At 61.6% G+C, this 23,802-nt stretch carries 16 protein-coding genes and 1 pseudogene; 9 read left to right on the top strand and 8 right to left on the bottom strand.

All coding sequences use genetic code 11. From position 1 onward, the window contains the following. Positions 1-23 precede the first annotated feature (23 nt). The gene (mscL, locus tag VRB54_RS20490; RefSeq protein ID WP_057008679.1) at positions 24-440 is read right to left on the bottom strand and encodes a large-conductance mechanosensitive channel protein MscL; all 417 of its coding nucleotides are present in this window, start codon (positions 438-440) and stop codon (positions 24-26) included. A gap of 288 nt (positions 441-728) precedes the next feature. Between mscL and katB the strand changes: the two genes are divergently transcribed. From katB to yjiA, 6 genes are all read left to right on the top strand, one after another. Beyond that, entirely contained in the window at positions 729-2,270 is a 1,542-nt protein-coding gene (gene katB / locus VRB54_RS20485; RefSeq protein WP_231422600.1) for a catalase KatB, read from the top strand. A 52-nt stretch (positions 2,271-2,322) separates the two neighbouring features. Next, complete coding sequence (locus VRB54_RS20480; protein ID WP_338478553.1) at positions 2,323-2,862, top strand: ankyrin repeat domain-containing protein; 540 nt, start codon at positions 2,323-2,325, stop codon at positions 2,860-2,862. Between the two features lie 35 nt (positions 2,863-2,897). Further along, positions 2,898-4,265: a DNA repair protein RadA gene (gene radA, locus VRB54_RS20475; RefSeq protein ID WP_071485509.1), complete on the top strand. Its 1,368-nt coding sequence runs from the start codon at positions 2,898-2,900 to the stop codon at positions 4,263-4,265. A gap of 170 nt (positions 4,266-4,435) precedes the next feature. Next, positions 4,436-6,502 (top strand): carbon starvation CstA family protein, encoded by a 2,067-nt coding sequence (locus VRB54_RS20470; protein WP_338478552.1) that lies wholly within the window; start codon positions 4,436-4,438, stop codon positions 6,500-6,502. Positions 6,503-6,517: 15 nt separating this feature from the next. Then, on the top strand, positions 6,518-6,715 hold the full coding sequence (locus VRB54_RS20465; protein WP_003176208.1) for a YbdD/YjiX family protein: 198 nt from the start codon (positions 6,518-6,520) through the stop codon (positions 6,713-6,715). Between the two features lie 154 nt (positions 6,716-6,869). Beyond that, on the top strand, positions 6,870-7,829 hold the full coding sequence (gene yjiA / locus VRB54_RS20460; RefSeq protein ID WP_338478551.1) for a GTPase: 960 nt from the start codon (positions 6,870-6,872) through the stop codon (positions 7,827-7,829). Between the two features lie 202 nt (positions 7,830-8,031). Here yjiA and glyA read toward each other — a convergent pair whose 3' ends face one another. Next, positions 8,032-9,285 (bottom strand): serine hydroxymethyltransferase, encoded by a 1,254-nt coding sequence (gene glyA / locus VRB54_RS20455; protein WP_057008684.1) that lies wholly within the window; start codon positions 9,283-9,285, stop codon positions 8,032-8,034. Positions 9,286-9,506: 221 nt separating this feature from the next. Continuing rightward, the gene (locus tag VRB54_RS20450; RefSeq protein WP_338478550.1) at positions 9,507-13,358 is read right to left on the bottom strand and encodes a bifunctional diguanylate cyclase/phosphodiesterase; all 3,852 of its coding nucleotides are present in this window, start codon (positions 13,356-13,358) and stop codon (positions 9,507-9,509) included. Between the two features lie 283 nt (positions 13,359-13,641). Between VRB54_RS20450 and ettA the strand changes: the two genes are divergently transcribed. Further along, positions 13,642-15,306, top strand: coding sequence for an energy-dependent translational throttle protein EttA (gene ettA / locus VRB54_RS20445; protein WP_057008686.1), 1,665 nt, complete (start codon positions 13,642-13,644; stop codon positions 15,304-15,306). 173 nt (positions 15,307-15,479) lie between these two features. On the opposite strand, the pseudogene VRB54_RS20440 reads toward ettA, so the two are convergent. The 5 genes and pseudogenes from VRB54_RS20440 to VRB54_RS20420 form a co-directional block, all read right to left on the bottom strand. Next, positions 15,480-15,976: pseudogene (locus VRB54_RS20440) on the bottom strand (GreA/GreB family elongation factor). Positions 15,977-16,045: 69 nt separating this feature from the next. Further along, positions 16,046-16,402 (bottom strand): hypothetical protein, encoded by a 357-nt coding sequence (locus VRB54_RS20435; RefSeq protein ID WP_338478549.1) that lies wholly within the window; start codon positions 16,400-16,402, stop codon positions 16,046-16,048. Positions 16,403-16,532: 130 nt separating this feature from the next. After that, positions 16,533-17,729 carry an MFS transporter gene (locus VRB54_RS20430; RefSeq protein ID WP_338478548.1) on the bottom strand — a complete coding sequence of 399 codons (1,197 nt, stop codon included), beginning with the start codon at positions 17,727-17,729 and terminating at the stop codon, positions 16,533-16,535. 217 nt (positions 17,730-17,946) lie between these two features. Further along, positions 17,947-19,800, bottom strand: a complete 1,854-nt coding sequence (locus VRB54_RS20425; protein WP_338478547.1) for a DUF4105 domain-containing protein — start codon at positions 19,798-19,800, stop codon at positions 17,947-17,949. Between the two features lie 91 nt (positions 19,801-19,891). Further along, positions 19,892-20,380 (bottom strand): DUF3015 domain-containing protein, encoded by a 489-nt coding sequence (locus VRB54_RS20420; protein WP_003235134.1) that lies wholly within the window; start codon positions 20,378-20,380, stop codon positions 19,892-19,894. A 268-nt stretch (positions 20,381-20,648) separates the two neighbouring features. Here VRB54_RS20420 and VRB54_RS20415 point away from each other — a divergent pair, with 268 nt between their 5' ends. Together VRB54_RS20415 and VRB54_RS20410 are read left to right on the top strand one after the other, a co-directional pair. Next, on the top strand, positions 20,649-23,087 hold the full coding sequence (locus VRB54_RS20415) for a Lon protease family protein (RefSeq protein WP_209984981.1): 2,439 nt from the start codon (positions 20,649-20,651) through the stop codon (positions 23,085-23,087). A 397-nt stretch (positions 23,088-23,484) separates the two neighbouring features. Further along, positions 23,485-23,802 (top strand): hypothetical protein, encoded by a 318-nt coding sequence (locus VRB54_RS20410; protein WP_338478546.1) that lies wholly within the window; start codon positions 23,485-23,487, stop codon positions 23,800-23,802.

Below are 23,802 nucleotides of genomic sequence, written 5' to 3'. Positions count from 1 at the left end.
CTTTTTTGCGAAAACCGTTCGGCCTACAGCGGCTTGTCGTTCTGCGCCTTGAGCAGATCGCGGATCTCACCCAGCAGCACTTCCTCTTTGGTCGGCACTGGTGGCAGGCTGGGGGCCTTGGCTTCTTCACGCTTGAGGCGGTTGATGACCTTCACGCCCATGAAGATCGCAAACGCGACGATGAGGAAGTCGACCACGCTCTGAATGAACTTGCCGTAGGCCAGCACCACGGCCGGTGCATCGCCCTGGGCTGCCTTGAGCGTTACCGCCAGGTCGCCGAAATCTACGCCGCCGATCAACAGGCCCAGGGGTGGCATCACCACGTCGCCCACAAACGAGGAGACGATTTTGCCGAAGGCGGCGCCGATGATGATACCGACAGCCATGTCGACCACATTACCTTTGACCGCGAAGGCCTTGAACTCACTGATCACGCTCATAGGTTTATTCCTTGTTACACATGAGAAGGGTGGGGCTCAGTGTAAGGCAGTCATAGCGGGCTCGCCCGACACAACTGTTAACACTGCTAGGTTTTATCGACACACCAAATCGCAAATAGTTTGCAAAGTGCCACCAATCGCGCGCGAAATACGCGCTATTTGACGGGGTTGCGAGAATAATTTCTCAATCGTCCTGGTGGGCTTTTTCTATTTATCTTCTGACTCGCGGGTCACTAGCCTCTGGCAAGCACAACTGAATGTGCGCTAAAAAAACCAGAGGAAACCTCGATGAATATTTCAACGAACCGTGGGCCCATACTGGCGCGACATGCGTTGCTGCTGGCCACTGCCAGCCTGCTCTCGCTGTCCGTACAGGCCGCCAACCTCACCCGTGACAACGGTGCCGCCGTCGGCGACAACCAGAACTCCCAGACCGCCGGCCCCAATGGCCCGGTCCTGCTGCAAGACGTGCAGCTTATCCAGAAACTGCAACGCTTTGACCGCGAACGCATCCCGGAGCGGGTGGTGCACGCGCGTGGCACCGGCGCCCACGGCACCTTCACCGTCACCGACAACCTCAGCGACCTGACCAAGGCCAAGGTCTTCGCCGCCGGCGAAGCCACTCCGGTGTTCGTGCGTTTTTCGGCCGTGGTGCACGGCAACCATTCGCCGGAAACCCTGCGTGATCCACGCGGTTTCGCTACCAAGTTCTATACCGCCGAAGGCAACTGGGATCTGGTCGGGAATAATTTCCCCACCTTCTTTATTCGCGATGCCATCAAGTTCCCGGACATGGTCCACGCGTTCAAACCCGATCCGCGTACCAACCTGGACGATGACTCCCGTCGTTTCGATTTCTTCTCCCATGTACCGGAGTCCACCCGGACATTGACCGAGCTGTACTCCGACTCGGGCACGCCGGCCAGTTACCGTGAGATGGACGGCAACGGCGTACATGCCTACAAACTGATTAACGCCAAAGGCGAAGTGCACTACGTCAAGTTCCACTGGAAGAGCCTGCAAGGCATCAAGAACCTTGATCCCGAGCAAGTCACCCAAGTGCAGGGGCGTGATTACAGCCATATGACCAATGACCTGGTCACCCATATCAACAAGGGCGACTTCCCCAAGTGGGACTTGTATGTGCAAGTGCTCAAGCCTGAAGACCTGGCCAAGTTCGATTTCGACCCGCTGGACGCCACCAAGATCTGGCCAAACGTACCCGAGCGCAAAGTTGGGCAAATGGTGCTGAACCGCAACCCGGCGAACGTCTTCCAGGAAACCGAGCAGGTGGCCATGGCCCCGGCCAACCTGGTGCCGGGCATCGAGCCTTCGGAAGACCGTCTGCTGCAAGGTCGGGTGTTCTCCTATGCCGACACCCAGATGTACCGCCTGGGCGCCAACGCCCTGCAATTGCCGATCAACGCGCCACGGGTCACCGTCAACAACGGTAACCAGGACGGCACCCTCAACAGCGGCAAAACCACCAGCGGCGTGAACTACCAGCCAAGCCGCCTGGAAAATCGCGAAGAGCCGCAAGCCGCGCGTTACAGCCAGTCGGCCCTGACCGGCAGCACCCAGCAGGCGAAGATCCAGCGCGAGCAGAACTTCAAGCAGGCAGGCGACCTGTACCGCTCCTACACCCCCAAAGAGCGCCAGGACCTGATCGACAACTTCGGTGGCTCGCTGGCCACTACCGATGACGAGAGCAAGCACATCATCCTCTCGTTCCTCTACAAGGCGGACCCGGAGTACGGCACCGGCGTGACCAAGGTCGCCAAGGGTGACCTGGCCCGCGTGAAGGCGCTGGCGGAAAAACTCAAAGACTGACCCGCAGGCTGTGGTCGGCGCCCTTCAGGGCGCCGACCCTTTGGAGAACACTATGCGTATTTCCGTCGGTTTACTGATTGCCATGCTGGCCTTTGGCGCCTATGCCGAATCGCCTGACCCGGTCGCGCTCAAGGCACAGCTTCAGGACTATTACTTCGACGCGGCCCGTCGTGGCGACCTCGACATGCTCAACACCTTCATCGAGTCGGGCTACGCGCTCAACACCCAGGACGACAAGGGCTACACCGCGTTGATCCTCGCCGCCTATCACGGCGAAAGCGCCTACGTTGATCGCCTGCTGGCGGCCGGCGCCGATGCCTGCGTGCAGGACAAGCGCGGCAACACCGCGCTGATGGGGGCGATCTTCAAAGGCGAGCTTAAAATCGCCCAGCGCCTGCTGGCCACCGACTGCAACCCCGACCAGCGCAATGGCGCCGGGCAGACGGCAGCGATGTATGCCGGGCTGTTCAAGCGCGTCGAACTGCTCGACGCGCTGAAGGCCAAGGGCGCCGATCTCAATGCGCAGGACCCGGTCGGCAACAGCGCGGCACGCCTGGCCAACGGTGAAATCCAGACCCCGGTCTCGCGCTGAGCTATCATCGCGGTTTTTCGGTTGGAGGTTCTCAAATGGCAAAGGCCAAGCGCATGTACGGCTGCACCGAGTGCGGCGCGACCTTTCCCAAGTGGGCCGGCCAGTGCACCGAGTGCGGTGCGTGGAATACCCTCACGGAAACCATGATCGAGAGCGGCGGCGCTGCGGCCCCCTCCGGTCGGGCCGGCTGGACCGGGCAGCAGGCGCAGATCAAGACCCTGGCCGAAGTCAGCGTCGAAGAGATTCCGCGTTTCTCCACCGCTTCCGGCGAACTCGACCGCGTCCTCGGCGGCGGGCTGGTGGACGGCTCGGTGGTGCTGATCGGCGGCGACCCCGGCATCGGTAAATCGACGATCCTGCTGCAAACCCTGTGCAGCATCGCCAGCCGCATGCCGGCGCTGTACGTCACCGGTGAGGAATCCCAGCAGCAAGTGGCCATGCGCGCCCGCCGTCTCGGTCTGCCCCAGGACCAACTGCGGGTGATGACCGAAACCTGCATCGAAAGCATCATCGCCACCGCCCGTATCGAAAAGCCCAAGGTGATGGTGATCGACTCGATCCAGACGATTTTCACCGAACAACTGCAATCGGCGCCGGGCGGCGTGTCCCAGGTGCGCGAGAGCGCGGCGCTGCTGGTGCGCTATGCCAAGCAGAGCGGCACGGCGATCTTCCTGGTGGGCCATGTGACCAAGGAGGGCGCATTGGCCGGGCCGCGGGTGTTGGAGCATATGGTCGACACCGTGCTGTATTTCGAAGGTGAGTCCGATGGCCGCCTGCGTCTGCTGCGGGCGGTGAAGAACCGCTTCGGCGCCGTCAACGAATTGGGCGTGTTCGCCATGACGGACCGGGGGCTCAAGGAAGTCTCCAATCCCTCGGCGATTTTTCTCACGCGCGCCCAGGAGGAAGTCCCGGGCAGCGTGGTCATGGCAACCTGGGAAGGCACCCGGCCGATGCTGGTGGAAGTGCAGGCGCTGGTGGACGACAGTCACCTGGCCAACCCGCGCCGCGTCACCCTCGGCCTGGACCAGAATCGTCTGGCAATGTTGCTCGCGGTGCTGCACCGCCACGGCGGTATCCCCACCCACGACCAGGACGTGTTCCTCAACGTAGTGGGCGGGGTCAAGGTGCTGGAGACCGCCTCCGACCTGGCCTTGATGGCGGCGGTGATGTCCAGCCTGCGCAACCGGCCGTTGCCCCATGACCTGCTGGTGTTTGGCGAGGTTGGCCTGTCGGGCGAAGTGCGGCCGGTGCCCAGCGGGCAGGAGCGCTTGAAGGAGGCGGCCAAGCATGGCTTCAAGCGGGCGATCGTGCCCAAGGGCAACGCACCGAAGGAATCGCCGCCGGGCATACAGATTATCGGGGTGACACGCCTGGAGCAGGCGCTGGATGCGTTGTTCGAGTAATCAGCCACACAGTAAAACCATGGGGGAGGTAGTGGCTGCCGATTTTTCGGGAGCTCCTGCATTTTTTTGCCATCGCAAGGCTCTAGACCAACGTGGGGGGTGGCCTTTAGGGCAAGGAGCGCTAAACTCCGAATGGCTGTCTTTCTGTCCACCCTGGCTGGAATATAAAAATGAAAAATAATAATAGCCTGCTACGCCACCTGCCCTGGCTGGTGCTGGCAGTTGTAGGAGCATGCGCCCTGGGCGTAGTGGCCTTGCGCCGCGGCGAGGCGATCAACGCCTTGTGGATTGTGGTCGCGGCCGTGGCCATCTATCTGGTTGCGTACCGTTATTACAGTCTGTTCATCGCTAACAACGTGATGCAACTCGACCCACGTCGGGCCACGCCCGCAGTGGTCAACAACGACGGTCTGGACTATGTGCCGACCAACAAACACATCCTCTTCGGCCACCACTTTGCGGCGATTGCCGGTGCAGGCCCGTTGGTCGGCCCGGTGCTGGCGGCGCAGATGGGCTATCTGCCCGGCACACTGTGGCTGATTGCCGGCGTGGTACTGGCCGGTGCGGTACAGGACTTCATGGTCCTGTTCCTGTCCACCCGCCGTAACGGCCGCTCCCTGGGCGACATGGTGCGCGAAGAGATGGGCCGCATTCCCGGCACCATCGCACTGTTCGGTTGCTTCCTGATCATGATCATCATCCTCGCGGTGCTGGCACTGATCGTGGTCAAGGCCCTGGCCGAGAGCCCGTGGGGCATCTTCACGGTGATGGCGACCATCCCGATTGCGATGTTCATGGGCATCTACATGCGCTACATCCGTCCCGGCCGCATCGGCGAGATCTCGATCATCGGCGTGCTGTTGCTGCTCGGTTCCATCTGGCTGGGCGGGCAGATTGCCGCCGACCCGGTCTGGGCCAAGGCCTTTACCTTTACCGGTATCCAGATCACCTGGATGTTGATCGGCTACGGGTTTGTTGCAGCGGTGCTGCCAGTATGGCTAATCCTCGCGCCACGTGACTACCTGTCCACGTTCCTCAAGATCGGCACCATCATTGCGCTGGCCATCGGCATCCTGGTGACCATGCCCGACCTGAAAATGCCGGCACTCACCCAGTTCATCGACGGCACCGGCCCGGTGTGGAAGGGCGGTCTGTTCCCGTTCCTGTTCATCACCATCGCCTGTGGCGCGGTTTCGGGGTTCCACGCGCTGATTTCCTCGGGCACCACGCCCAAGCTGCTCGCCAGCGAAAGCCACGCCCGTTACATCGGGTACGGCGGCATGCTGATGGAGTCGTTCGTGGCCATCATGGCGATGGTTGCCGCGTCGGTGATCGAGCCGGGCGTGTACTTCGCCATGAACAGCCCGGCCGCGATTGTCGGCACTGACGTGGTGACCGTTGCGCAGACCGTCAGCAGCTGGGGTTTTGCAATCACCCCCGAGGCGTTGTCGGCGGTGGCCCATGACATCGGTGAAACCACCATCCTGGCGCGTGCCGGCGGTGCTCCGACCCTGGCCGTGGGGATCGCGCAGATCCTGCACAGTGTGCTGCCGGGTGAAAACACCATGGCGTTCTGGTACCACTTTGCGATCCTGTTCGAAGCGCTGTTCATCCTGACCGCAGTGGACGCCGGCACCCGTGCCGGGCGCTTCATGCTGCAGGACCTGCTGGGCTCCTTCGTGCCGGCGCTCAAACGCACCGAATCCTGGACCGCCAACCTGATCGCCACCGCAGGCTGTGTGGCGATGTGGGGCTACCTGTTGTACCAGGGCGTGATCGACCCGTTGGGCGGCATCAACACCTTGTGGCCGCTGTTCGGTATCTCCAACCAGATGCTGGCCGGTATCGCGCTGATGCTCGCGACCGTGGTGCTGATCAAAATGAAACGCCAACGCTACATCTGGGTGACCATGTTGCCGGCGATATGGCTGCTGATCTGCACCACCACCGCAGGCTTCATCAAGCTGTTCGACGCCAACCCTGCGATCGGTTTCCTGTCCCTGGCCAAGAAGTACAGCGATGCCCTGGCCAATGGTCAGATCCTCGCGCCGGCCAAGAGCGTCGACCAGATGCAGCACGTGATCTGGAACGCCTACACCAACGCGACGCTGACGGTGCTATTCCTGTTCGTGGTGTTCAGCATCCTGTTCTATGCGCTCAAGGTTGGCGTAGCGGCCTGGGGCAACAAGGAACGTACGGATAAAGAAGCGCCATTCCAGGCCGTACCGGACGCATAACCGAGGATTGCAAACATGTTCAATGACATCAGTCGCCTCGGTAAATACCTCGGTCAGGCCGCACGCCTGATGGTCGGCATGCCCGACTACGACACCTACGTCGAGCATATGCAAACCAAACACCCGGACAAGCCGATGATGGACTACAAGGCGTTCTTCCGTGAACGCCAGGAGGCCCGTTACGGCGGCAAGGGTGGGCCCAAGTGCTGCTAGCCCGATAACCTCGGGCTGGCGGTGATCCCTTGTGGGAGGGGCTTGCTCCCGATAGCGGTGTGTCAGTGATACACAAGTGCCTGACACACTGCTATCGGGAGCAAGCCCCTCCCACATTTGTTTTATGTTCCTTCAGTTATAAGGAGAACTGTCTTTGTCCTCTCCCATTCCGGTAACCGTTCTCAGCGGTTTCCTCGGCGCCGGCAAGACCACCTTGCTGCGCCACCTGCTCAAGGCCGAGCACGGCCTCAAAATCGCCGTGATCGAAAACGAATTCAGCGATGCCGGCATCGACACCCAACTGTTGGGCGCCGAACCCGTGCAAGTCATGACCCTGTCCAACGGCTGCGTGTGCTGCACCATTCACACCGACCTGACCAAAGCCCTCTACCTGCTGCTCGAACGTCTGGACAGCGGCGAGATCGCCTTTGACCGCCTGGTGATCGAGTGCACCGGCCTTGCCGACCCTGCGCCCGTGGCCCAGACCTTCTTCATCGACGAGGATTTGCGCGAGCGCTACATCCTCGACGGGATTATCACCCTGGTGGACGCGACCCACGCCGAGCACCACCTGACCCAGACCATCGCCCAGGCGCAGATCGGCTTTGCCGACCGCCTGCTGGTGAGCAAGCGTGACCTGGTGGATGACGCCACGTTCGACGCCCTCAGCGAGCGCCTGACCCGCATCAACCGGCGCGCGCCCATTCGCGTGGTGGACCACGGCAACATCGACCTGGCCGAATTGCTGGATGTGCGCGGTTTCAATCTCAACGCCGGCATGAGCCTGCGCCCGGTGAGCAAGGCGCCGTCCATCGACCGTATTTCCAGCCTGGTGCTGCGCACCGATCAGCCGCTGGATATCGACCGGCTCAGTGAGTTCATGAACGAGCTGCTCGAAGACCACGGCAAGCAACTGCTGCGTTACAAGGGCGTGCTCAACATTGCCGGCGAAGACCGGCGCATGGTGTTCCAGGGCGTGCTGAAGTTGTACGGCTTCGATTGGGATACCGAGTGGGCCGAGGGCGAGGCGCGGGAAAGTGTGATTGTGTTTATTGCCGATGAGTTGCCGGAAGACAAGATTCGCGAAGGCTTTGCACGGGTCTACCAACCCTGACCTGACTGACTTGAAATGCAATCAAATGTGGGAGGTGGGAGGGGGCTTGCCCCCGATGAGGGTGTGTCAGTGGCCTATAAGTGCCTGACACACTGCTATCGGGGGCAAGCCCCCGCCCACATTTTTCAACCGTATTTCAAATTTGGAACAGGCATAAAAAAGCCCGGCTCTAGAGCCGGGCTTCTTGTTCAAGCAACTGCAATCAAGCGCCGTACACCGGCAGCTTCTTGCAGATGGCCTTGACCTTCTCACGAACAGAATCAATCACTGCTTCGTTGTTCAGGTCAGCCAGGATGTCGCAGATCCAGCCGGCCAATTCCTTGCACTCGGCTTCCTTGAAGCCACGGGTGGTCACTGCCGGGGTGCCGAAGCGCAGGCCGGAGGTGACGAACGGCGAGCGTGGGTCGTTCGGCACGGAGTTCTTGTTCACGGTGATGAAGGCTTTGCCCAGCGCCGCGTCAGCGTCTTTACCGGAAATGTCCTGCTTGATCAGCGACAGCAGGAACAGGTGGTTCTCGGTACCGCCGGACACCACGTCAAAACCACGCTCGATGAACACGCCGGCCATGGCCTTGGCGTTTTTCACCACTTGCTGCTGGTAGGTCTTGAACTCAGGCTGCAAGGCTTCCTTGAAGCAGATCGCCTTGGCCGCGATGACGTGCTCCAGCGGGCCGCCCTGGGCGCCCGGGAATACCGCAGAGTTCAGCTTTTTCTCGATCTCGGCATTGGCGCGCGCCAGGATCAGGCCGCCACGTGGACCGCGCAGGGTTTTGTGGGTGGTAGTGGTGACCACGTCAGCGTAAGGCACCGGGTTCGGGTAGACGCCAGCGGCGACCAGACCGGCCACGTGGGCCATGTCGACGAACAGGTAAGCCCCGACCTTGTCGGCGATGGCGCGAAAACGCGGGAAGTCGAGGATCTGCGAGTAGGCAGAGAAGCCGGCCACGATCATTTTCGGCTTGTGCTCAACGGCCAGGCGCTCGACTTCGTCGTAGTCGATCAAGCCGTTGGCGTCGATACCGTATTGAACGGCGTTGTACAGCTTGCCGGAGGAGGACACGCTCGCGCCGTGGGTCAGGTGACCGCCGTGGGCCAGGCTCATGCCCAGGATGGTGTCGCCGCCTTGCAGCAGCGCCAGGTACACCGCGCTGTTGGCCTGGGAACCGGCGTGTGGCTGGACGTTGGCGTAATCGGCGCCGAACAGTTCCTTGGCGCGGTCGATGGCAAGCTGCTCAACCACGTCGACGTATTCGCAGCCACCGTAGTAGCGCTTGCCCGGGTAGCCTTCGGCGTACTTGTTGGTCAGTACCGAACCTTGAGCTTCCATCACCGCAGGGCTGGTGTAGTTTTCCGAAGCGATCAGCTCGATGTGCTCTTCCTGGCGCACGGCTTCTTGCTCCATGGCGGCGAAGAGATCGGCGTCGTACTTGGCAATAGTCAAATCACGGCTGAACATGGCAGTCCTCAAGGATCGGGGGCAGAAAAGGAGGGCATTCTAACCCAATGGGTTTTGGATGGCATATGAAAGGACATCATGTCGCGGACAAGCGGGATTCACTTGGAGTGGGCGGTGGCTGTGCGGGCGCTATCGCAGGCAAGCCAGCGCCCACACTTGAGCGCATTCCAACTGTGGGAGGGGGCTTGCTCCGATGAGGCCATTAGCCGCACCACAGCATTTCAGTCAAACAGAAACAGCGCATCATTGCTGAACTGCGCCTCGAACCGATTCGCCGGCATCGGCCGTCCGAACAGGTAACCCTGCACCTCGTCGCAACCGTGTTCCCTGAGAAAGTCCAACTGCTCGTGGGTCTCCACGCCTTCGGCGATCACCGCCAGGTTCAGGCTGTGGGCCATGGCGATAATGGCGCGGGCAATCTGCGCGTCCTGCTCGCCGGACGGCAGACCGTCGACGAAGGTGCGGTCGATCTTCAACACGTCGATGGGGAATTGCTTGAGGTAATTGAGCGAGGAATAGCCGGTGCCGAAATCGTCCACCGCAATGCTCAGGCCCAGGTTTTTCAGGCTGGCGAGGATCTGCATGGCTTCGTTGACCTCGCGCATCAGGATGCTTTCGGTCAGCTCCAGTTCCAGGCACGCCGGCGGCAGGCCGGTGTCCTTGAGGATGGTGGCGATGCGCGTGCCCAACTGGCCATCGGAGAACTGCCGCGCCGAGATGTTCACCGAGACTTTCGGCACCCGCACCTTGTTCTGGTGCCAGGTTTTTAACTGGCGACATGCCTCGCTGAGCACCCAGTCGCCCACGTCCACCACCAGCCCCAGCTCTTCCAGCACCGGAATGAAGTCCCCCGGCGGCACCAGCCCACGGCGCGGGTGACGCCAGCGCAGCAGCGCCTCGGCGCCGGTCAGGCGTTTGCCGTCGCCGCTGAACTGCGGCTGGTAATAAAGCACGAATTCGTCCTGCTCCAGCGCATGGCGCAGGTCGCTTTCCAGCTCCAGGCGTTCCAGCGCGCTGGCGTTCATGTCGGCCTGGTAGAACTGGAAGTTGTTCTTGCCGCGCTCCTTGGCGTGATACATCGCGGTGTCGGCGTTTTTCATCAACTGGCTCAGCTCATTGCCGTCCTGCGGGCTCAAGGCAATGCCGATACTGGCGGTCACGAAGAATTCGCGGCCCTCCAGCACAAAGGGTTTTACCAGGCTGGCGAGGATTTGCTCGGCCACATTGATCGCCCGGTTCAGCGCCAGTTCGCGACTGCCCCGCGGTTGCAGTAGCAAGGTGAACTCGTCGCCGCCCATGCGCGCCACGGTATCGTCCTCGGCCACGCAGCCCAGCAGGCGCGTGGCCATTTCCTTGAGCATGCGGTCGCCGGCGGCGTGCCCGAGTGAGTCGTTGATCGGCTTGAAACGGTCGAGGTCGAGGAACATCAGCACCACCCACGACTTCTGCCGCTCGGCCGATTGCAACGCGGTGTGCAGGCGGTCCTGAAACAGCGTGCGGTTGGGCAGGTGGGTCAGGGCGTCGTAATACGCCAGGCGGTGGATGCGCTGTTCGCTGGCCTTGCGTTCGCTGATATCGCTGAAAAAGCACACATAGCTGGCCAGGTCGCCCTCGTCGTCGAACACGGCGGTAATCCCTACCCAGGCGGGGTAATGCTCGCCGTTGCGCCGCTTGAGCCACACTTCGCCTTCCCAGGTGCTGTGCTGGTGCAACTGCTTGAGCACGTAGCGCAGGTGGGCTTCCTGTTGTTCATCCACGGTGAGCATGTTCGGCAACTGGTCGAGCACATCCGTCACCGCATAGCCGCTGACCCGGCTGAACGCCTCGTTGGCCTGCACGATATAACCGGTCGGGTCGGTGATCAGGATCGCCGAGGTGGAATGTTCGAATACCGTGGCCGCCATGCGCAGGTCTTTCTCGGCGCGGCGTTGCTGGCTGATATCGCGGCCCACGCCGAGGATGCCCTCGAAGGCGCCGTGTTCGTCCCACACCAGCACCAGGCGCATCTCGATCGGCACTTTGCGCCCATCGGCGCGCAGGCAGTCGAACAGGAACAGTTGGGTGTGGGTTTCATCGCGCAGCGCCGCCAGCGCCAGCGGATCGCCCGCCGCGCGGTTGACCTGTTCGAACAGCGCGCTGATGCCGGTCAGTTGCTGCGGGTTGGCGATGATCGATTGCCAGCCGTGCTTGAACACCCACTCCACGTCATAACCCAGCACCGCATTGACCGATGGGCTGATGTAATTGAGGGCCATTTGGCTGTCGGTGGAGCAGATCACGTCGCTGATGCTCTCGGCCAGCATGCGGTAGCGCTGTTCGCTGTCACGCAGGGATTCGCTGGCTTCGATCTGGTCGGTAATGTCTTTGGCCACGCCAATGATGCGCGTCACCTGGGCGCTGTTGTCGCGGGCCAGGGCCTGTTCGCGGATATCGAAACGCCGCCATTGGTTGTTGCGATGGCGAAAGCGCAGTTGGCAGTGCAACTGGGTCGAATAGCCGACCTCGCGCTGCTGCTGGCGCTGATCCTGATAATGCTCGGCGTCTTCAGGGTGCAGCAGAATCTCCCAGAAATACTCGCCCATCTGCACAAGTTCGGGCTTGTTGTAGCCCAGGGTATGGCCGAGGTGGTGGTTGCTGAAGATCATGCGCTGGCTGATCACGTCCTGCACATACAGGTGGTCGGGCACGGTGCGCACCACGTCTGACCAGAAGCTTTCGCGTTCCACCAGCGACAACTCGATCAGCTTGCGGCTGGTGATGTCATTGATGCTGAGGATCACCGCCTTGAAGTCGTCCAACTGTTCCGGCAGGCGCATCACCAGCCACAGGTATTGCGGGTTGCCGGCGACATCGTTGAGCTGGATCTCCAGCTCCAGCTGTTTTTGCTGGGTCAGCACTGCTTCGAGGACTTGGTAGCCAATCGAGGTGGCGTTGTGCGGCGAGTCATCGAGCAGGCGCTCCCAGGCTTGGTCGCAGGAGCTGACATTCAATAAACGCACGGCCACCTGGTTGACCTCGGTGATCCGCAGCCCTTTGAGCAATTGCCCGCGCGCCTCGGGATTATCCTGCAGCCAGGCGTGCAGTTGCTCGCGGGTGTGCAACTGTGCCTTGTCGAAGAACGCCTTGAGGCTCGACAGGTCGAGCACGCACAGGGCCACGCCGGTGCCTTCGAAAATATCCTGGTAGCGGCGCCGGCCTTCATTTACCTGGCGTTGGCGCCGACGCATGTTCAGCAGCACGATCACCGGGATCAGCGAAAATGCCAAACCCAGCAGGCATTTGCCGATAAACGCCGGCAGCAGTTCTTCAAGCACTGCGCTGCGGTCGAACAGGCCGCGCAGTTGCCAGTCGCTTCTGCTCAGGGGGGTGATCAGCACGCTTTTGTTCAGTTCGTCCGTGGTCAGGTTGCTGACCCCTTGCGCCGACATACCGCCTTCACGGCTGACCACCTGATGGTTGATGCGGTTTTCGATAGCCCACATCGGCCGCTGACCCTGGCCATCCTGGCGGGTGAGGTTGGTCAGGTAGTCGGGCGCCAGGCGCAGCGCCCAGTACATCCGCGAGCCGCCGCTGGGCTGGTGCAGCAGCAGGTAGATAAGGCTGCCGTCGTGGTTGTTGCTCAGGTAATAGGACTGGCCGTGGCTGCGTTGCACCAGCTCTTCAAGCCAGGCGCTGTCCTGGCTGTCGGTGGCGCTGTCGCTGATGATCGCGCCGCTGGGGGCGAGCAGGGCGAGGCTGCGCAGTTCGGGCAGCGAGCGTTGCAGGCTGCGCATCAGCGCTTGTTGCTGTTCGTTGTCACGCGGGGGCTCGACCATGGGCAGCAGGTTCAGCGCGATTTTCGCGCTCAGGGCCATGTTCAGGCTGATCTGCTCGGCCAGGTCGGCGCTGTAGTCGATGGTGTACTGCTGCTGGTTTTTCTGGTTTTGCTGCAATTGGTCAAGCAACTGCCAGAACAGCAGCGCGAGCAGCATCAGCACAAGGGTCGCCAATGCGCCTTTGAGGGTGCCGTGCAGGGGCGCTCCCGGTGCCAGATGGGCGGCGCGCAGGGGCGAGGGCGGCGTGACGTTGGACAAGCTGTGATCCTGCGGTTTGGCGGACTGGCGCGGCGTGCACTATAAGCCTGACGCCCGGAGGGCGGCTAGCATGCCTTGACTTGTGGCAAAGTGCCAGCCCTGGCCTGGCTGGACTGACCAAGCGCATTCAGGTAGCTTTGCCGGTTACGCGGGGGCGTTCCAGCCCCAGACATTCAGGCTTTTTCCGCTCGCTGGCATTGATCATAGTCAAAGGCCCGCGCCGCGCATGGCCTGGCACGGGCTTCGCCCGCTCAATTCATCAGTCACTGACGCTAGGTTCACCATGGCTCAATACGTCTTCACCATGCATCGGCTGGGAAAAGTTGTTCCGCCGAAGCGGGAAATCCTGAAAAACATTTCGCTGTCCTTCTTCCCCGGCGCCAAGATCGGCGTGCTCGGCCTCAACGGCTCGGGTAAATCCACCCTGTTGAAAATCATGGCCGGCGTCGACACCGAATTCGAAGGCGAAGCGCGCCCGATGCCGGAACTGAACATCGGTTACCTGCCGCAAGAGCCGATCCTGGACCCGACCAAGACCGTGCGTGAAGTGGTCGAAGAGGCCGTCAGCGTGATCAAGAACGCCCAGGCGCGCCTGGACGAGGTCTACGCGGCTTACGCAGAAGAAGACGCCGACTTCGACAAGCTCGCCGCCGAACAGGCCAAGCTCGAAGCCATCCTGCAGGCCAGCGACGGTCACAACCTGGAGCGCCAGCTGGAAGTCGCCGCCGACGCGCTGCGCCTGCCGGCGTGGGACGCCAAGGTCGAATTCCTCTCCGGTGGTGAAAAACGCCGTGTGGCTTTGTGCCGCCTGCTGCTGTCGGCCCCCGACATGCTGCTGCTCGACGAACCGACCAACCACCTGGACGCCGACTCCGTCGCCTGGCTGGAGCATTTCCTGCACGATTTCCCGGGCACCGTGGTTGCGATCACGCACGACCGTTACTTCCTCGACAACGTCGCAGGCTGGATCCTCGAGCTCGACCGTGGCGCCGGTATCCCTTACGAGGGCAACTACTCCGGTTGGCTGGAAGCCAAGTCCGACCGTCTGGCCGCCGAATCCAAGCAGCAATCGGCCCACGAAAAGGCCATGAAGGAAGAACTGGAATGGGTGCGCAAAGGCGCCAAGGCCCGCCAGTCCAAATCCAAAGCACGTCTGCAACGCTTCGAAGAAATGCAGTCGCAGGAATTCCAGAAGCGCAGCGAAACCAACGAGATCTACATCCCGGCCGGCCCGCGCCTGGGTGACAAGGTCATCGAGTTCAAGAACGTTTCCAAAGGCTACGGCGACCGCGTGCTGATCGACAACCTGTCGTTCTCCATGCCAAAAGGCGCAATCGTCGGCGTTATCGGCGGTAACGGTGCGGGTAAATCCACCCTGTTCCGCATGCTGATGGGCAAGGAAACCCCGGATTCTGGCAGCATCGAGATCGGCGAAACCGTGCAGCTTGCCTGTGTCGATCAGAGCCGCGACGACCTCGACGGCAGCAAGACGGTGTTCCAGCAGGTTTCCGATGGTTCCGACCAGATCCGCATCGGCAACTATGAAATCCCGTCGCGCACTTATGTGGGCCGTTTCAACTTCAAGGGCGGCGACCAGCAGAAGTTCGTCAAGGACCTGTCCGGTGGTGAGCGCGGTCGCCTGCACCTGGCCCTGACCCTGAAAGAAGGCGGCAACGTGTTGCTGCTCGACGAACCGTCCAACGACCTCGACGTTGAAACCCTGCGTTCCCTGGAGGAAGCCCTGCTGGACTTCCCGGGAGCTGCCATTGTGATCTCTCACGATCGGTGGTTCCTTGACCGCGTCGCGACTCACATCCTGGCGTACGAAGACGACTCGCAGGCGGTGTTCTTCGAAGGCAACTACACCGAGTACGAAGCGGACCGTAAAAAGCGCCTCGGCGATGCGGCTGCGCAGCCGCACCGGGTACGGCACAAGAAGCTGGCCTGATTCAGGCGGGTTGTTGTAAGAACGGAGCCTTCGGGCTCCGTTTTTTTTGCGTTTTTTCAGGAATACCGAGGTGAGTTCATCGGGAGCAAGCCCCCTTCCACAGTTGGAATGCATTCCCCTGTGGGAGGGGGCTTGCTCCCGATAGCGGTATAACTGCCGGCACCCCGCTTGGGCTAAGCGTCGGGCTCGATGCGCAACACTTCAATCACCTGATCGCCGACGGGCCGCTTCCACACCACCTCGTCGCCCACCTGAGCACCCAGCAGCGCGCGACCCAGGGGGAGCCCCAGTTGATCAGGCCTGCGTTGGCGTCGGCCTGGTCTTCCCCGACCAGTTGAATGCGCTGCTGTTCGTCCTGCTCGTTGGCGAAGGTAATCCAACTGCCAATCTGCACCTTGTCGGTCGACGTGGCCGGTGCAACGACCTGAGCACTCTGTACCCGCTGGTTGAAGTAGCGCAGATCCCGCTCGAGATCAGCCTGGCGTTGTTTATCAGCCTGTTCGCCCCTGGCCGTCTCGGCACTGTGCTCGGCCTGCAACTGCGTAACCCTGGCCTGCAACTGCGCCAAACCGGACGCGGTGAGGTGATTGGGCTGCTCGCTGACCTGGCGTTCCACCGGCTGATCAGCCTGGGCGGCGGCGTTGTCTTCGTTTACAAAAGCTCGGCTCATGACATTCTCCTCAATGGAGGTTGGGCCCTGTGCGCCGCTCGATCGTTCCCGCGTTCTGCATGGGCCAATCTATTGGGCGCGGTAAGCCCTGGCGGCGTCGCGGTCTTTCTCCCGCTGCCAGGCACGCTCGCGGTAGTCCCAGCGATTGTCTCTGTAGTCACGCAGCTCTTCGTGTTCACGCATGGCCTTGCACTGGCGAAAACCGTCTTCCCAGCCTGCGGCGTATTCCCGCTCTTTCAGGTAGCGCGGGACATTTTTGCGAAACTCCCCACTGATCACCCCGGCTGCCTGGCGTCCGCTGCTGCAGCCATCATCGAAGCCATCGGCAAAGGCGGGAGGGTATCCCTTGGCGATTAATTCCTGATGGGTTGTCTGGCAACCCGATAACCACAACACCGCGCCCAGCATCACCGCATACCGCCACATGGCGTACTCCCTGGCCGTTTCTCGGCTTATGGGAGGAAGTCTAGTCAGGGAATTGTCGGGGCGGTGTGAAAGGCGGGTGAGAACGCTGTGAGACAGGCCCTCCCACAGTTTAATTTTCATCTGGTTTGGATCAGTGCCCAACGTTCCCTGGCTGTATCTTCGCGAACCACCACCAGACGCCCACCCCCAGCAAGGTCGCCAGCACGGCCAGCATCAGGATCACCGATTGCGTGCCCAGCGGCGCCGCAAGCAATGCCACCAGCAGGCCTGCCAGAGGCTGCGACAGGTTGTTCAGCAAGGTGATCACGCCCACGGTCTTGCCGAAGTCCTGGGGCGGGATCACGCGTTGCCGGAGGGTGCGCAGGTAGACGTTGAACATCTTGTCGAAGCCTGTGATCAGCAGGAAACCCAGCACATAGCCGCCGAGGTTCGGGCTCAGCGCGCTGATCAAGGCCCCCGTGGCGATCATCGAATAGCCGACACCGCCCAGCAGCCGCAGAGGCAGTGCCACTCGGGCGAGGAAAAACAGAATCACGATCGTCGTGACCGCGCCCGCCGCCTGCAGCCCGGCATAGCTGTCCTTGCCGGCGCTGTATTGGCCGATCACCATGGCCGCCGAGGTGGCCAGGGTGACGCCGACGATCAGGTTCACGCCTACGGCCAGAAGGATGACTTTTTTCAGCTCCGTGAGACTACGGATATGCCCGAACGCGATTCGCAGAGGTCGCAGCCAGATACCCTGATGCTGCTCGAAAACCTCCAGGGTCACGCGGCTCAGGCGTTGCCACGCGAGCATGCTCAGGTCCGCCAGCAAAAACAGCCCGGCGACCCCCAGCACCACCCAGTGCCAGGCCCACACCTCCAGCATCAGTGCCGCCAGCAGTGGGCCGAGGACCAGGCCTGTCTGGTCGGCGATCTGGGAATACGACAGGGTTTTGGTATAGCTGTAGTGCTCGAAGATATGCGGCATCAGCACTTCGCGCGCCATGATGCCTTGCGTGGTCAGCACCCCGCACAGCGCCGACAGCACCACCACCCAGGTGATACCGCCAAAAAAAGCGTGGAGCGCCACGGCCAGCACACACAGCAAGGCCCGGTAGACCTGGCTGATATGCAGGATTTTTATTGGGGAGTACTTGTCGCACAGGGCGCCGCACAACGGAAACGCGAGATAGCGCGGCAGCGATTCGACGAAGAAGGCCAGCCCCGCCCAGGCGACACTGTTGGTGGTCTGGAATACCACCAGCGGCACGATGAACAGCAGGATCTGATCGGCCAGCCTGGATAGAAACAGCGAGATGAAAAAAGCCAGGTAGTCCTTACGCATCAAAGCTCTTCTGTCAGCGAAGACGGGGCGCCGCAATTTTTCAGAACCGCCGAAAGTCTTTGTGGCGAGCGTGCTTGCCCCGCGTTGGGCTGCGAAGCAGTCCCATTAAAGACAAACGCGGTCTATCAGACACTCCGCAGAGGCTGGTTTGGGGCCGCTCCGCAGCCCAACGCGGGGCAAGCCCGCTCGCCACAGAGGCCCTATGGGTTGGAGTGGGTCAGTAGTGGTACCACTTCACTTCCAGCATCACTTCATTCACCGGCGTCGACAGGTGGCTGTACTCGCGCTGGGCGCTCAGGCGCAGGCCCAGGTTGCGGGACAGCTCCCACTGTTGGTTCAGGCTGATACTGCGGCGTACTTCGCCATTGGTGAAGAAGTCCCCCTTGGCCTCCAGGCTGAGATTGCCCAGCGGGTTTTTCCACAGCACGCCGGTGTTGAAGCCGGCGGCGGGGGAGATGGCTTCGCTGAAGTCGTTGTTGTGTTCCACGCGCACGGTGCCAAGGGCGAAGCCGAGCATGTCGTCACTCAGTTGCCAGGTGCCGCCGGCGCCGCCGTTGACGTGGGCCACCAGGGTTTCGTCGTCGTGTTTGCCCGGCACGCGCTCCAGGCCGCCGGTGACTTGCCATGACCAGGGTTGCAACAGGGCGTTGCGCGGGGTCAGGGAGCGGATGGTGGCCAGGTCCAGTTGCTGCAGTTGCCAGTGATTGCCTTCGTACTGGCGCAGTTTCATCTGCAGGATTTCGATCTGCGCACCCAAAGGGAAACCTTCGGCGTTGTCGTTGAGGTCATGGTAGGCCATGCGCAGGCCGTACTCGCCGAAGGCCTTGTCGCCTCGGGTGCCGATGCCGGCCTGCCAGGTGCGTGATTCATGGCCGTTTTCCGGAAGGCCCGGCGGCGTGATTTTCAGGTCCGGCGCAGGGTTCTGGTTGATCGCGCGCAGCAATTCGAAGCTGCGCTGGGAGCGGGCGGTGTCGCGCTCCAGGCCATTGGCGCGGTAGCGGCCCAGGCGGTAGGCGGCGTCGATGACCAGCGCCTGACGGTCACGCGGCAGCGCCTTGAACCCCGGCGCCTGCAATTGCTTCTGATCGTCACTGATCTTCAGCACCCATTGTTGCTCATCGCCGTCCAGCGGCTTGGCGCGTTCCAGCAACTCGCGCTCGCGGGACGGGCGGTAGTCGATCTTTTCTACCAGGCCCGCGTCCTTGACCGCCTTGACCGTGTCGGTGGGGATGGCGGTGAGGGGGAATTGCTCGGTCAGGCGCAGGCCGGGGCGTGCCACTTGCAGCAATTCCAGCAGGCGATAGGAGCAGTTTTCATCGAAGAAGAAGTAGTCGAACTTGATCTGCTTGAGTTCCCACACGTGCTCGACCATGCGCTTGGTCTCGACTTCGGTGAGGTTGAGGCGGTATTCCCACAGGTCACGGTTTTCGAGGCTGCGGTATTCCGAGAGTTTTTCCTGATACGGCACCAGGGCGAACAGGCCGGGGTAGCCGCCGGCGAGGCCCTTCCAGGCGTATAGAATGCTGTTGTCAGAGCCTTCGATGTAGGCGCCGAAGTTGATCGCGTAGCTGAGCAGCGCGGTCTTGTCCCGCTGCACATCCGCCTGGTCGATACGCAGCAGGGTATGGCCGAACATCGACGACGGGCTGTTGAGGTAGGCCGCCGGGAAGATCATCACTGCGCTGTGGGGCGCGACGTCCTTGAACCACTGGGTGAATTCCTTGCACTCCAGCGCAGGCAGGTCGTTGAGTTGCAACTGCGCCTTGAGCCAGCGGGTGCGCGCGGGGTAAACGCATTGGGCGTGTTTTTCGCCAAGGTTGGCCGGAGCATACAACGCTTCAACGGTGGCCTTGAGCTCGGCATCCGGGTGGTGGGCACCGTCGGCTGCGAGAAAGAATTTGTTGTCGCTGACATAGCTGCGCCAGCCTTTGATCTTGCCGGCTTCGTAATGGCCCAGAGATAGCCAGAACGGATCGTTGGCCAGTTGCTGCAAACGTTGATCATCAATATGCGGGGCCGCGTACAGCGGGGCGCAGGCGAAGAGTGCCAGCCAGGCAAAGCGTTTGAGCATAAGGGCTACTTAAGTCGGAAAAAGTGAGACCCAAAGGGGAGGCGGGCCCAAAAATAAAACCCGCGCCTCAAGAGGCGCGGGCAGGTCGAGCTTAAGCCTGGGTAGCGTATTTCGCCAGACGCGAATCACTTTTCAGTACAGCAATGGTGTTGTTGTGCACGTCGTCAGCGGTCACGTCAGCCTTGCTGAAGATCTGCTGGAAGTGCTCGTGGGTCACGGCAGCAAAGTGCTCGCGATCTTCTGGCGCCACGCCCAGTACCACGGCGTAGGTGGTCAGCGCTTCGCCGTTGCCCTTGGCCATGTCTTCGGACAGCTCGTTCATCATGCCATTCATGGCAATCCATGACTTGCCGCCGTAGGTCAGGGCGCTGTTGGTGCTGCAACCGTTGGTGCCCGAGGTCATGCCGAAGGTGGCGTTACCCGAGGTGCCGTTGGTGGTGGAAGCCAGGAAGTGAGCTGGAGTGCCGCGCTGGCCTTCGAACAACATGTTGCCCCAACCGCAGTTCGGGCCGCCTGGTGCTTCTGCCATTGCATTGAGGGAGACGACGGTGAAAAGAGTACCAAGAAGGATCCGTTTCATAGCTTTGTTCTCTTTGTGTGCAAACCAATGGACAAGGGGTTCAGGCGCTTGATCACGCCCTAGGGGCCAGTTATTAGTCCAACCCGCGCAGTTTGGAGTTTAGGCACGTTCCAAGGGTTCCGTGGGTTTTTATAAAACAATCGCCGTTGTCGTGATTTTTTTGCAGGACGCGCTCGCTGTCTATGCTTTCCCTACGGCTCGCCTTGCCAGAGCGCGCAAGGGGGAGCCAGAATGCCGTTATCTGCCCCGCCTGATGTAAGGAAGCCCGATGCCTGATCCTGTTGCTGCCAGCTTGCGTCTAGCGCCCGAAGCGCTGACTCGCCCTTTCTCCGCTGAACAGTTCAGCTTCTCGACCACCAATGATTTGGAGCCCTTTCGCGGTGTGCTTGGCCAGGAACGTGCGGTTGAAGCCTTGCAGTTCGGTGTGGCCATGCCACGCCCCGGTTACAACGTGTTTGTCATGGGCGAGCCGGGCACGGGTCGCTTTTCGTTCGTCAAACGCTACCTGAAAGCCGAAGGCAAACGCCTGCAGACCCCGTCGGACTGGGTCTATGTGAATAACTTCGACGAGCCGCGCGAACCGCGTGCCCTGGAATTGCCGGGCGGCTGCGCGGCGGCGTTCATCGCCGATATCAACGGGTTGGTCGACAACCTGGTGGCGACCTTCCCGGCGGTGTTCGAACACCCCACCTATCAACAGCGCAAAAGCGCCATCGACCGCGCGTTCAACCAGCGCTACGACAAGGCCCTGGACGTGATCGAACGCCTGGCCCTGGAAAAGGACGTGGCGCTGTACCGCGACAGCACCAATATCGCCTTCACCCCGATGCTCGACGGCAAGGCGCTGGACGAGGCCGAGTTCTCGCAGTTGCCGGAGGCTGATCGCGAGCGCTTCCACTCGGACATCTCCGAGCTGGAAGAGCGCCTCAACGAAGAGCTGGCCAGCCTGCCGCAGTGGAAGCGTGAGTCGAACAACCAACTGCGCCAGTTCAACGAAGAAACCATCACCCTGGCCCTGCAACCCTTGCTCGCGCCGTTGTCGGAAAAGTACGCCGAGAACGCAGGCGTTTGCGGTTACCTGCAAGCCATGCAGGTGTACCTGCTCAAAACCGTGGTCGAGCAACTGGTGGACGACGCCAAGACCGACGCCCAGGCGCGCAAGCTGCTCGAAGAGCAATACTGCCCGAGTCTGGTGGTGGGCCATGCGGTCAACGGCGGCGCGCCAGTGGTGTTCGAGCCGCATCCGACCTACGACAACCTGTTCGGCCGCATCGAATACAGCACCGACCAGGGCGCGCTCTACACCACGTATCGCCAACTGCGTCCGGGTGCCCTGCACCGTGCCAATGGCGGTTTCCTGATCCTTGAGGCCGAGAAAATGCTCGGCGAGCCGTTCGTGTGGGACGCGCTCAAGCGCTCCCTGCAATCGCGCAAACTGAAGATGGAGTCGCCCCTGGGCGAACTGGGCCGCCTGGCCACCGTGACCCTCAACCCGCAGATGATTCCGCTGCAGGTCAAGGTGATCATCATCGGTTCGCGCCAGCTGTACTACGCGTTGCAGGACGCCGATCCGGACTTCCAGGAGATGTTCCGGGTGCTGGTGGACTTCGACGAAGACATCCCGATGGTCGACGAAAGCCTGGAGCAGTTCGCCCAATTGCTCAAAACCCGCACGTCGGAAGAAGGCATGGCGCCGCTGACCTCGGATGCCGTGGCGCGGCTGGCCACTTACAGCGCACGGCTGGCGGAACACCAGGGGCGCCTGTCGGCGCGCATCGGTGATTTGTTCCAGTTGGTGAGCGAGGCGGATTTCATTCGCCACCTGGCGGGCGACGAGATGACCGATGCCGGGCATATCGAGCGCGCGCTCAAGGCCAAGGCCACGCGCACGGGACGGGTCTCGGCGCGGATTCTGGATGACATGCTCGCCGGGGTGATCCTGATCGACACCGCCGGCGCTGCCGTGGGCAAGTGCAATGGCCTGACGGTGCTGGAAGTCGGCGACTCGGCGTTCGGCGTGCCAGCGCGGATTTCCGCCACGGTGTACCCGGGCGGCAGCGGCATTGTCGACATCGAGCGCGAGGTTAACCTCGGGCAGCCGATTCACTCCAAGGGCGTGATGATCCTCACCGGTTACCTGGGCAGCCGCTATGCCCAGGAATTCCCGCTGGCGATCTCCGCGAGTATCGCGCTGGAGCAGTCCTACGGTTATGTGGACGGCGACAGTGCGTCCCTTGGCGAGGCGTGCACGTTGATTTCGGCGCTGTCGAAAACGCCGCTCAAGCAGTGCTTCGCTATCACCGGTTCGATCAACCAGTTTGGTGAAGTGCAGGCGGTGGGCGGGGTCAACGAGAAGATCGAGGGCTTCTTCCGCCTCTGTGAAGCGCGCGGGCTGACCGGCGAGCAGGGCGCGATCATTCCCAAGGCCAACGTGGCCACGCTGATGCTGGATGAGAAAGTGCTGCAGGCCGTGCGCGCCGGGCAGTTTCACATCTACGCGGTGCGCCAGGCGGATGAAGCGCTGAGCCTGCTGGTGGGCGAGGACGCCGGCGAACCGGACGACGAAGGGCAGTTCCCCGAAGGCACGGTGAATGCGCGGGTGGTCGAGCGCCTGCGCGCGATTGCCGAGATGATCAGCGAGGAAGACCTGAAAGAAGCGGAGAAGGAGCTGGCGCAGTTGGCGCTGGCCGAAGCCAAACCGACCTGACGCTGAATAACCAATGCGGGAAGGGGCAAACCCCCTTCTCAAATACGACCTGATTTTTTGAGTTTAAAGACTGAAGTTTCAGGCAATCACATCCCTGTGGCGAGCGGGCTTCTTGTGGTGAGCGGGCTTGTTGTGGCGAGCGGGCTTGCCCCGCGTTGGGCTGCGCAGCAGCCCCAAAACCAGGCCCTGCGCAGTGTCAGGTACACCGCGTTTGTATTGATTGGGGGCGCTTCGCACCCCAACGCGGGGCAAGCCCGCTCGCCACAGAGGCGGAGCCTTCCACATTGGATTAAGAGTGCCGTTAAATTGACGGTCTATCGCCGTTGGTCTCTACAGCCTTGGTTTGTCTTGGTTTTCTTCTATTCTGAGTTAAACCAGTCTACCGAGGGGCGCCGCCATGCCGCGCAACCTTTGCCTTACCCGTCAATGCCTGGGCCTGGAAACCCGTATCGAATGCACCGTTCGCCCGCTCGCGGGGGACAGCGGGCTGTGGATGTTGTTATTCGCAGCAGGCATGGCCGGGGAGCAGCCGTCCGCCATCAAGGCCGAGGGTCCGTTTCATGGGGCCTGCGCCGCTGAAACCCTGCTGGGCACCATCGTCGACGGCCTCACGCTGCAAGGCTATGTGCAGAGGCGCGAGCCGCCGATATGGGGCCTGCACTTGCAGGCCTATCTGCGCCAACTCAATCGCAGGCAGGAACGCCTCGCCCTTTAA

Source organism: Pseudomonas trivialis (assembly GCF_036864995.1).
Lineage (GTDB): Bacteria > Pseudomonadota > Gammaproteobacteria > Pseudomonadales > Pseudomonadaceae > Aquipseudomonas > Aquipseudomonas trivialis.
The sequence above is the reverse complement of the archived record's forward strand: the minus strand, read 5'-3'. Positions and strand labels throughout refer to the sequence as shown.

What these genes read in the sequence shown, in the direction of transcription:
- mscL (WP_057008679.1), bottom strand. Translation starts at nt 440, where the DNA reads ATGAGCGTGATCAGTGAGTTCAAGGCCTTCGCGGTCAAAGGTAATGTG.
- katB (WP_231422600.1), top strand. Translation starts at nt 729, where the DNA reads ATGAATATTTCAACGAACCGTGGGCCCATACTGGCGCGACATGCGTTG.
- VRB54_RS20480 (WP_338478553.1), top strand. Translation starts at nt 2,323, where the DNA reads ATGCGTATTTCCGTCGGTTTACTGATTGCCATGCTGGCCTTTGGCGCC.
- radA (WP_071485509.1), top strand. Translation starts at nt 2,898, where the DNA reads ATGGCAAAGGCCAAGCGCATGTACGGCTGCACCGAGTGCGGCGCGACC.
- VRB54_RS20470 (WP_338478552.1), top strand. Translation starts at nt 4,436, where the DNA reads ATGAAAAATAATAATAGCCTGCTACGCCACCTGCCCTGGCTGGTGCTG.
- VRB54_RS20465 (WP_003176208.1), top strand. Translation starts at nt 6,518, where the DNA reads ATGTTCAATGACATCAGTCGCCTCGGTAAATACCTCGGTCAGGCCGCA.
- glyA (WP_057008684.1), bottom strand. Translation starts at nt 9,285, where the DNA reads ATGTTCAGCCGTGATTTGACTATTGCCAAGTACGACGCCGATCTCTTC.
- ettA (WP_057008686.1), top strand. Translation starts at nt 13,642, where the DNA reads ATGGCTCAATACGTCTTCACCATGCATCGGCTGGGAAAAGTTGTTCCG.
- VRB54_RS20435 (WP_338478549.1), bottom strand. Translation starts at nt 16,402, where the DNA reads ATGTGGCGGTATGCGGTGATGCTGGGCGCGGTGTTGTGGTTATCGGGT.
- VRB54_RS20430 (WP_338478548.1), bottom strand. Translation starts at nt 17,729, where the DNA reads ATGCGTAAGGACTACCTGGCTTTTTTCATCTCGCTGTTTCTATCCAGG.
- VRB54_RS20425 (WP_338478547.1), bottom strand. Translation starts at nt 19,800, where the DNA reads ATGCTCAAACGCTTTGCCTGGCTGGCACTCTTCGCCTGCGCCCCGCTG.
- VRB54_RS20420 (WP_003235134.1), bottom strand. Translation starts at nt 20,380, where the DNA reads ATGAAACGGATCCTTCTTGGTACTCTTTTCACCGTCGTCTCCCTCAAT.
- VRB54_RS20415 (WP_209984981.1), top strand. Translation starts at nt 20,649, where the DNA reads ATGCCTGATCCTGTTGCTGCCAGCTTGCGTCTAGCGCCCGAAGCGCTG.
- VRB54_RS20410 (WP_338478546.1), top strand. Translation starts at nt 23,485, where the DNA reads ATGCCGCGCAACCTTTGCCTTACCCGTCAATGCCTGGGCCTGGAAACC.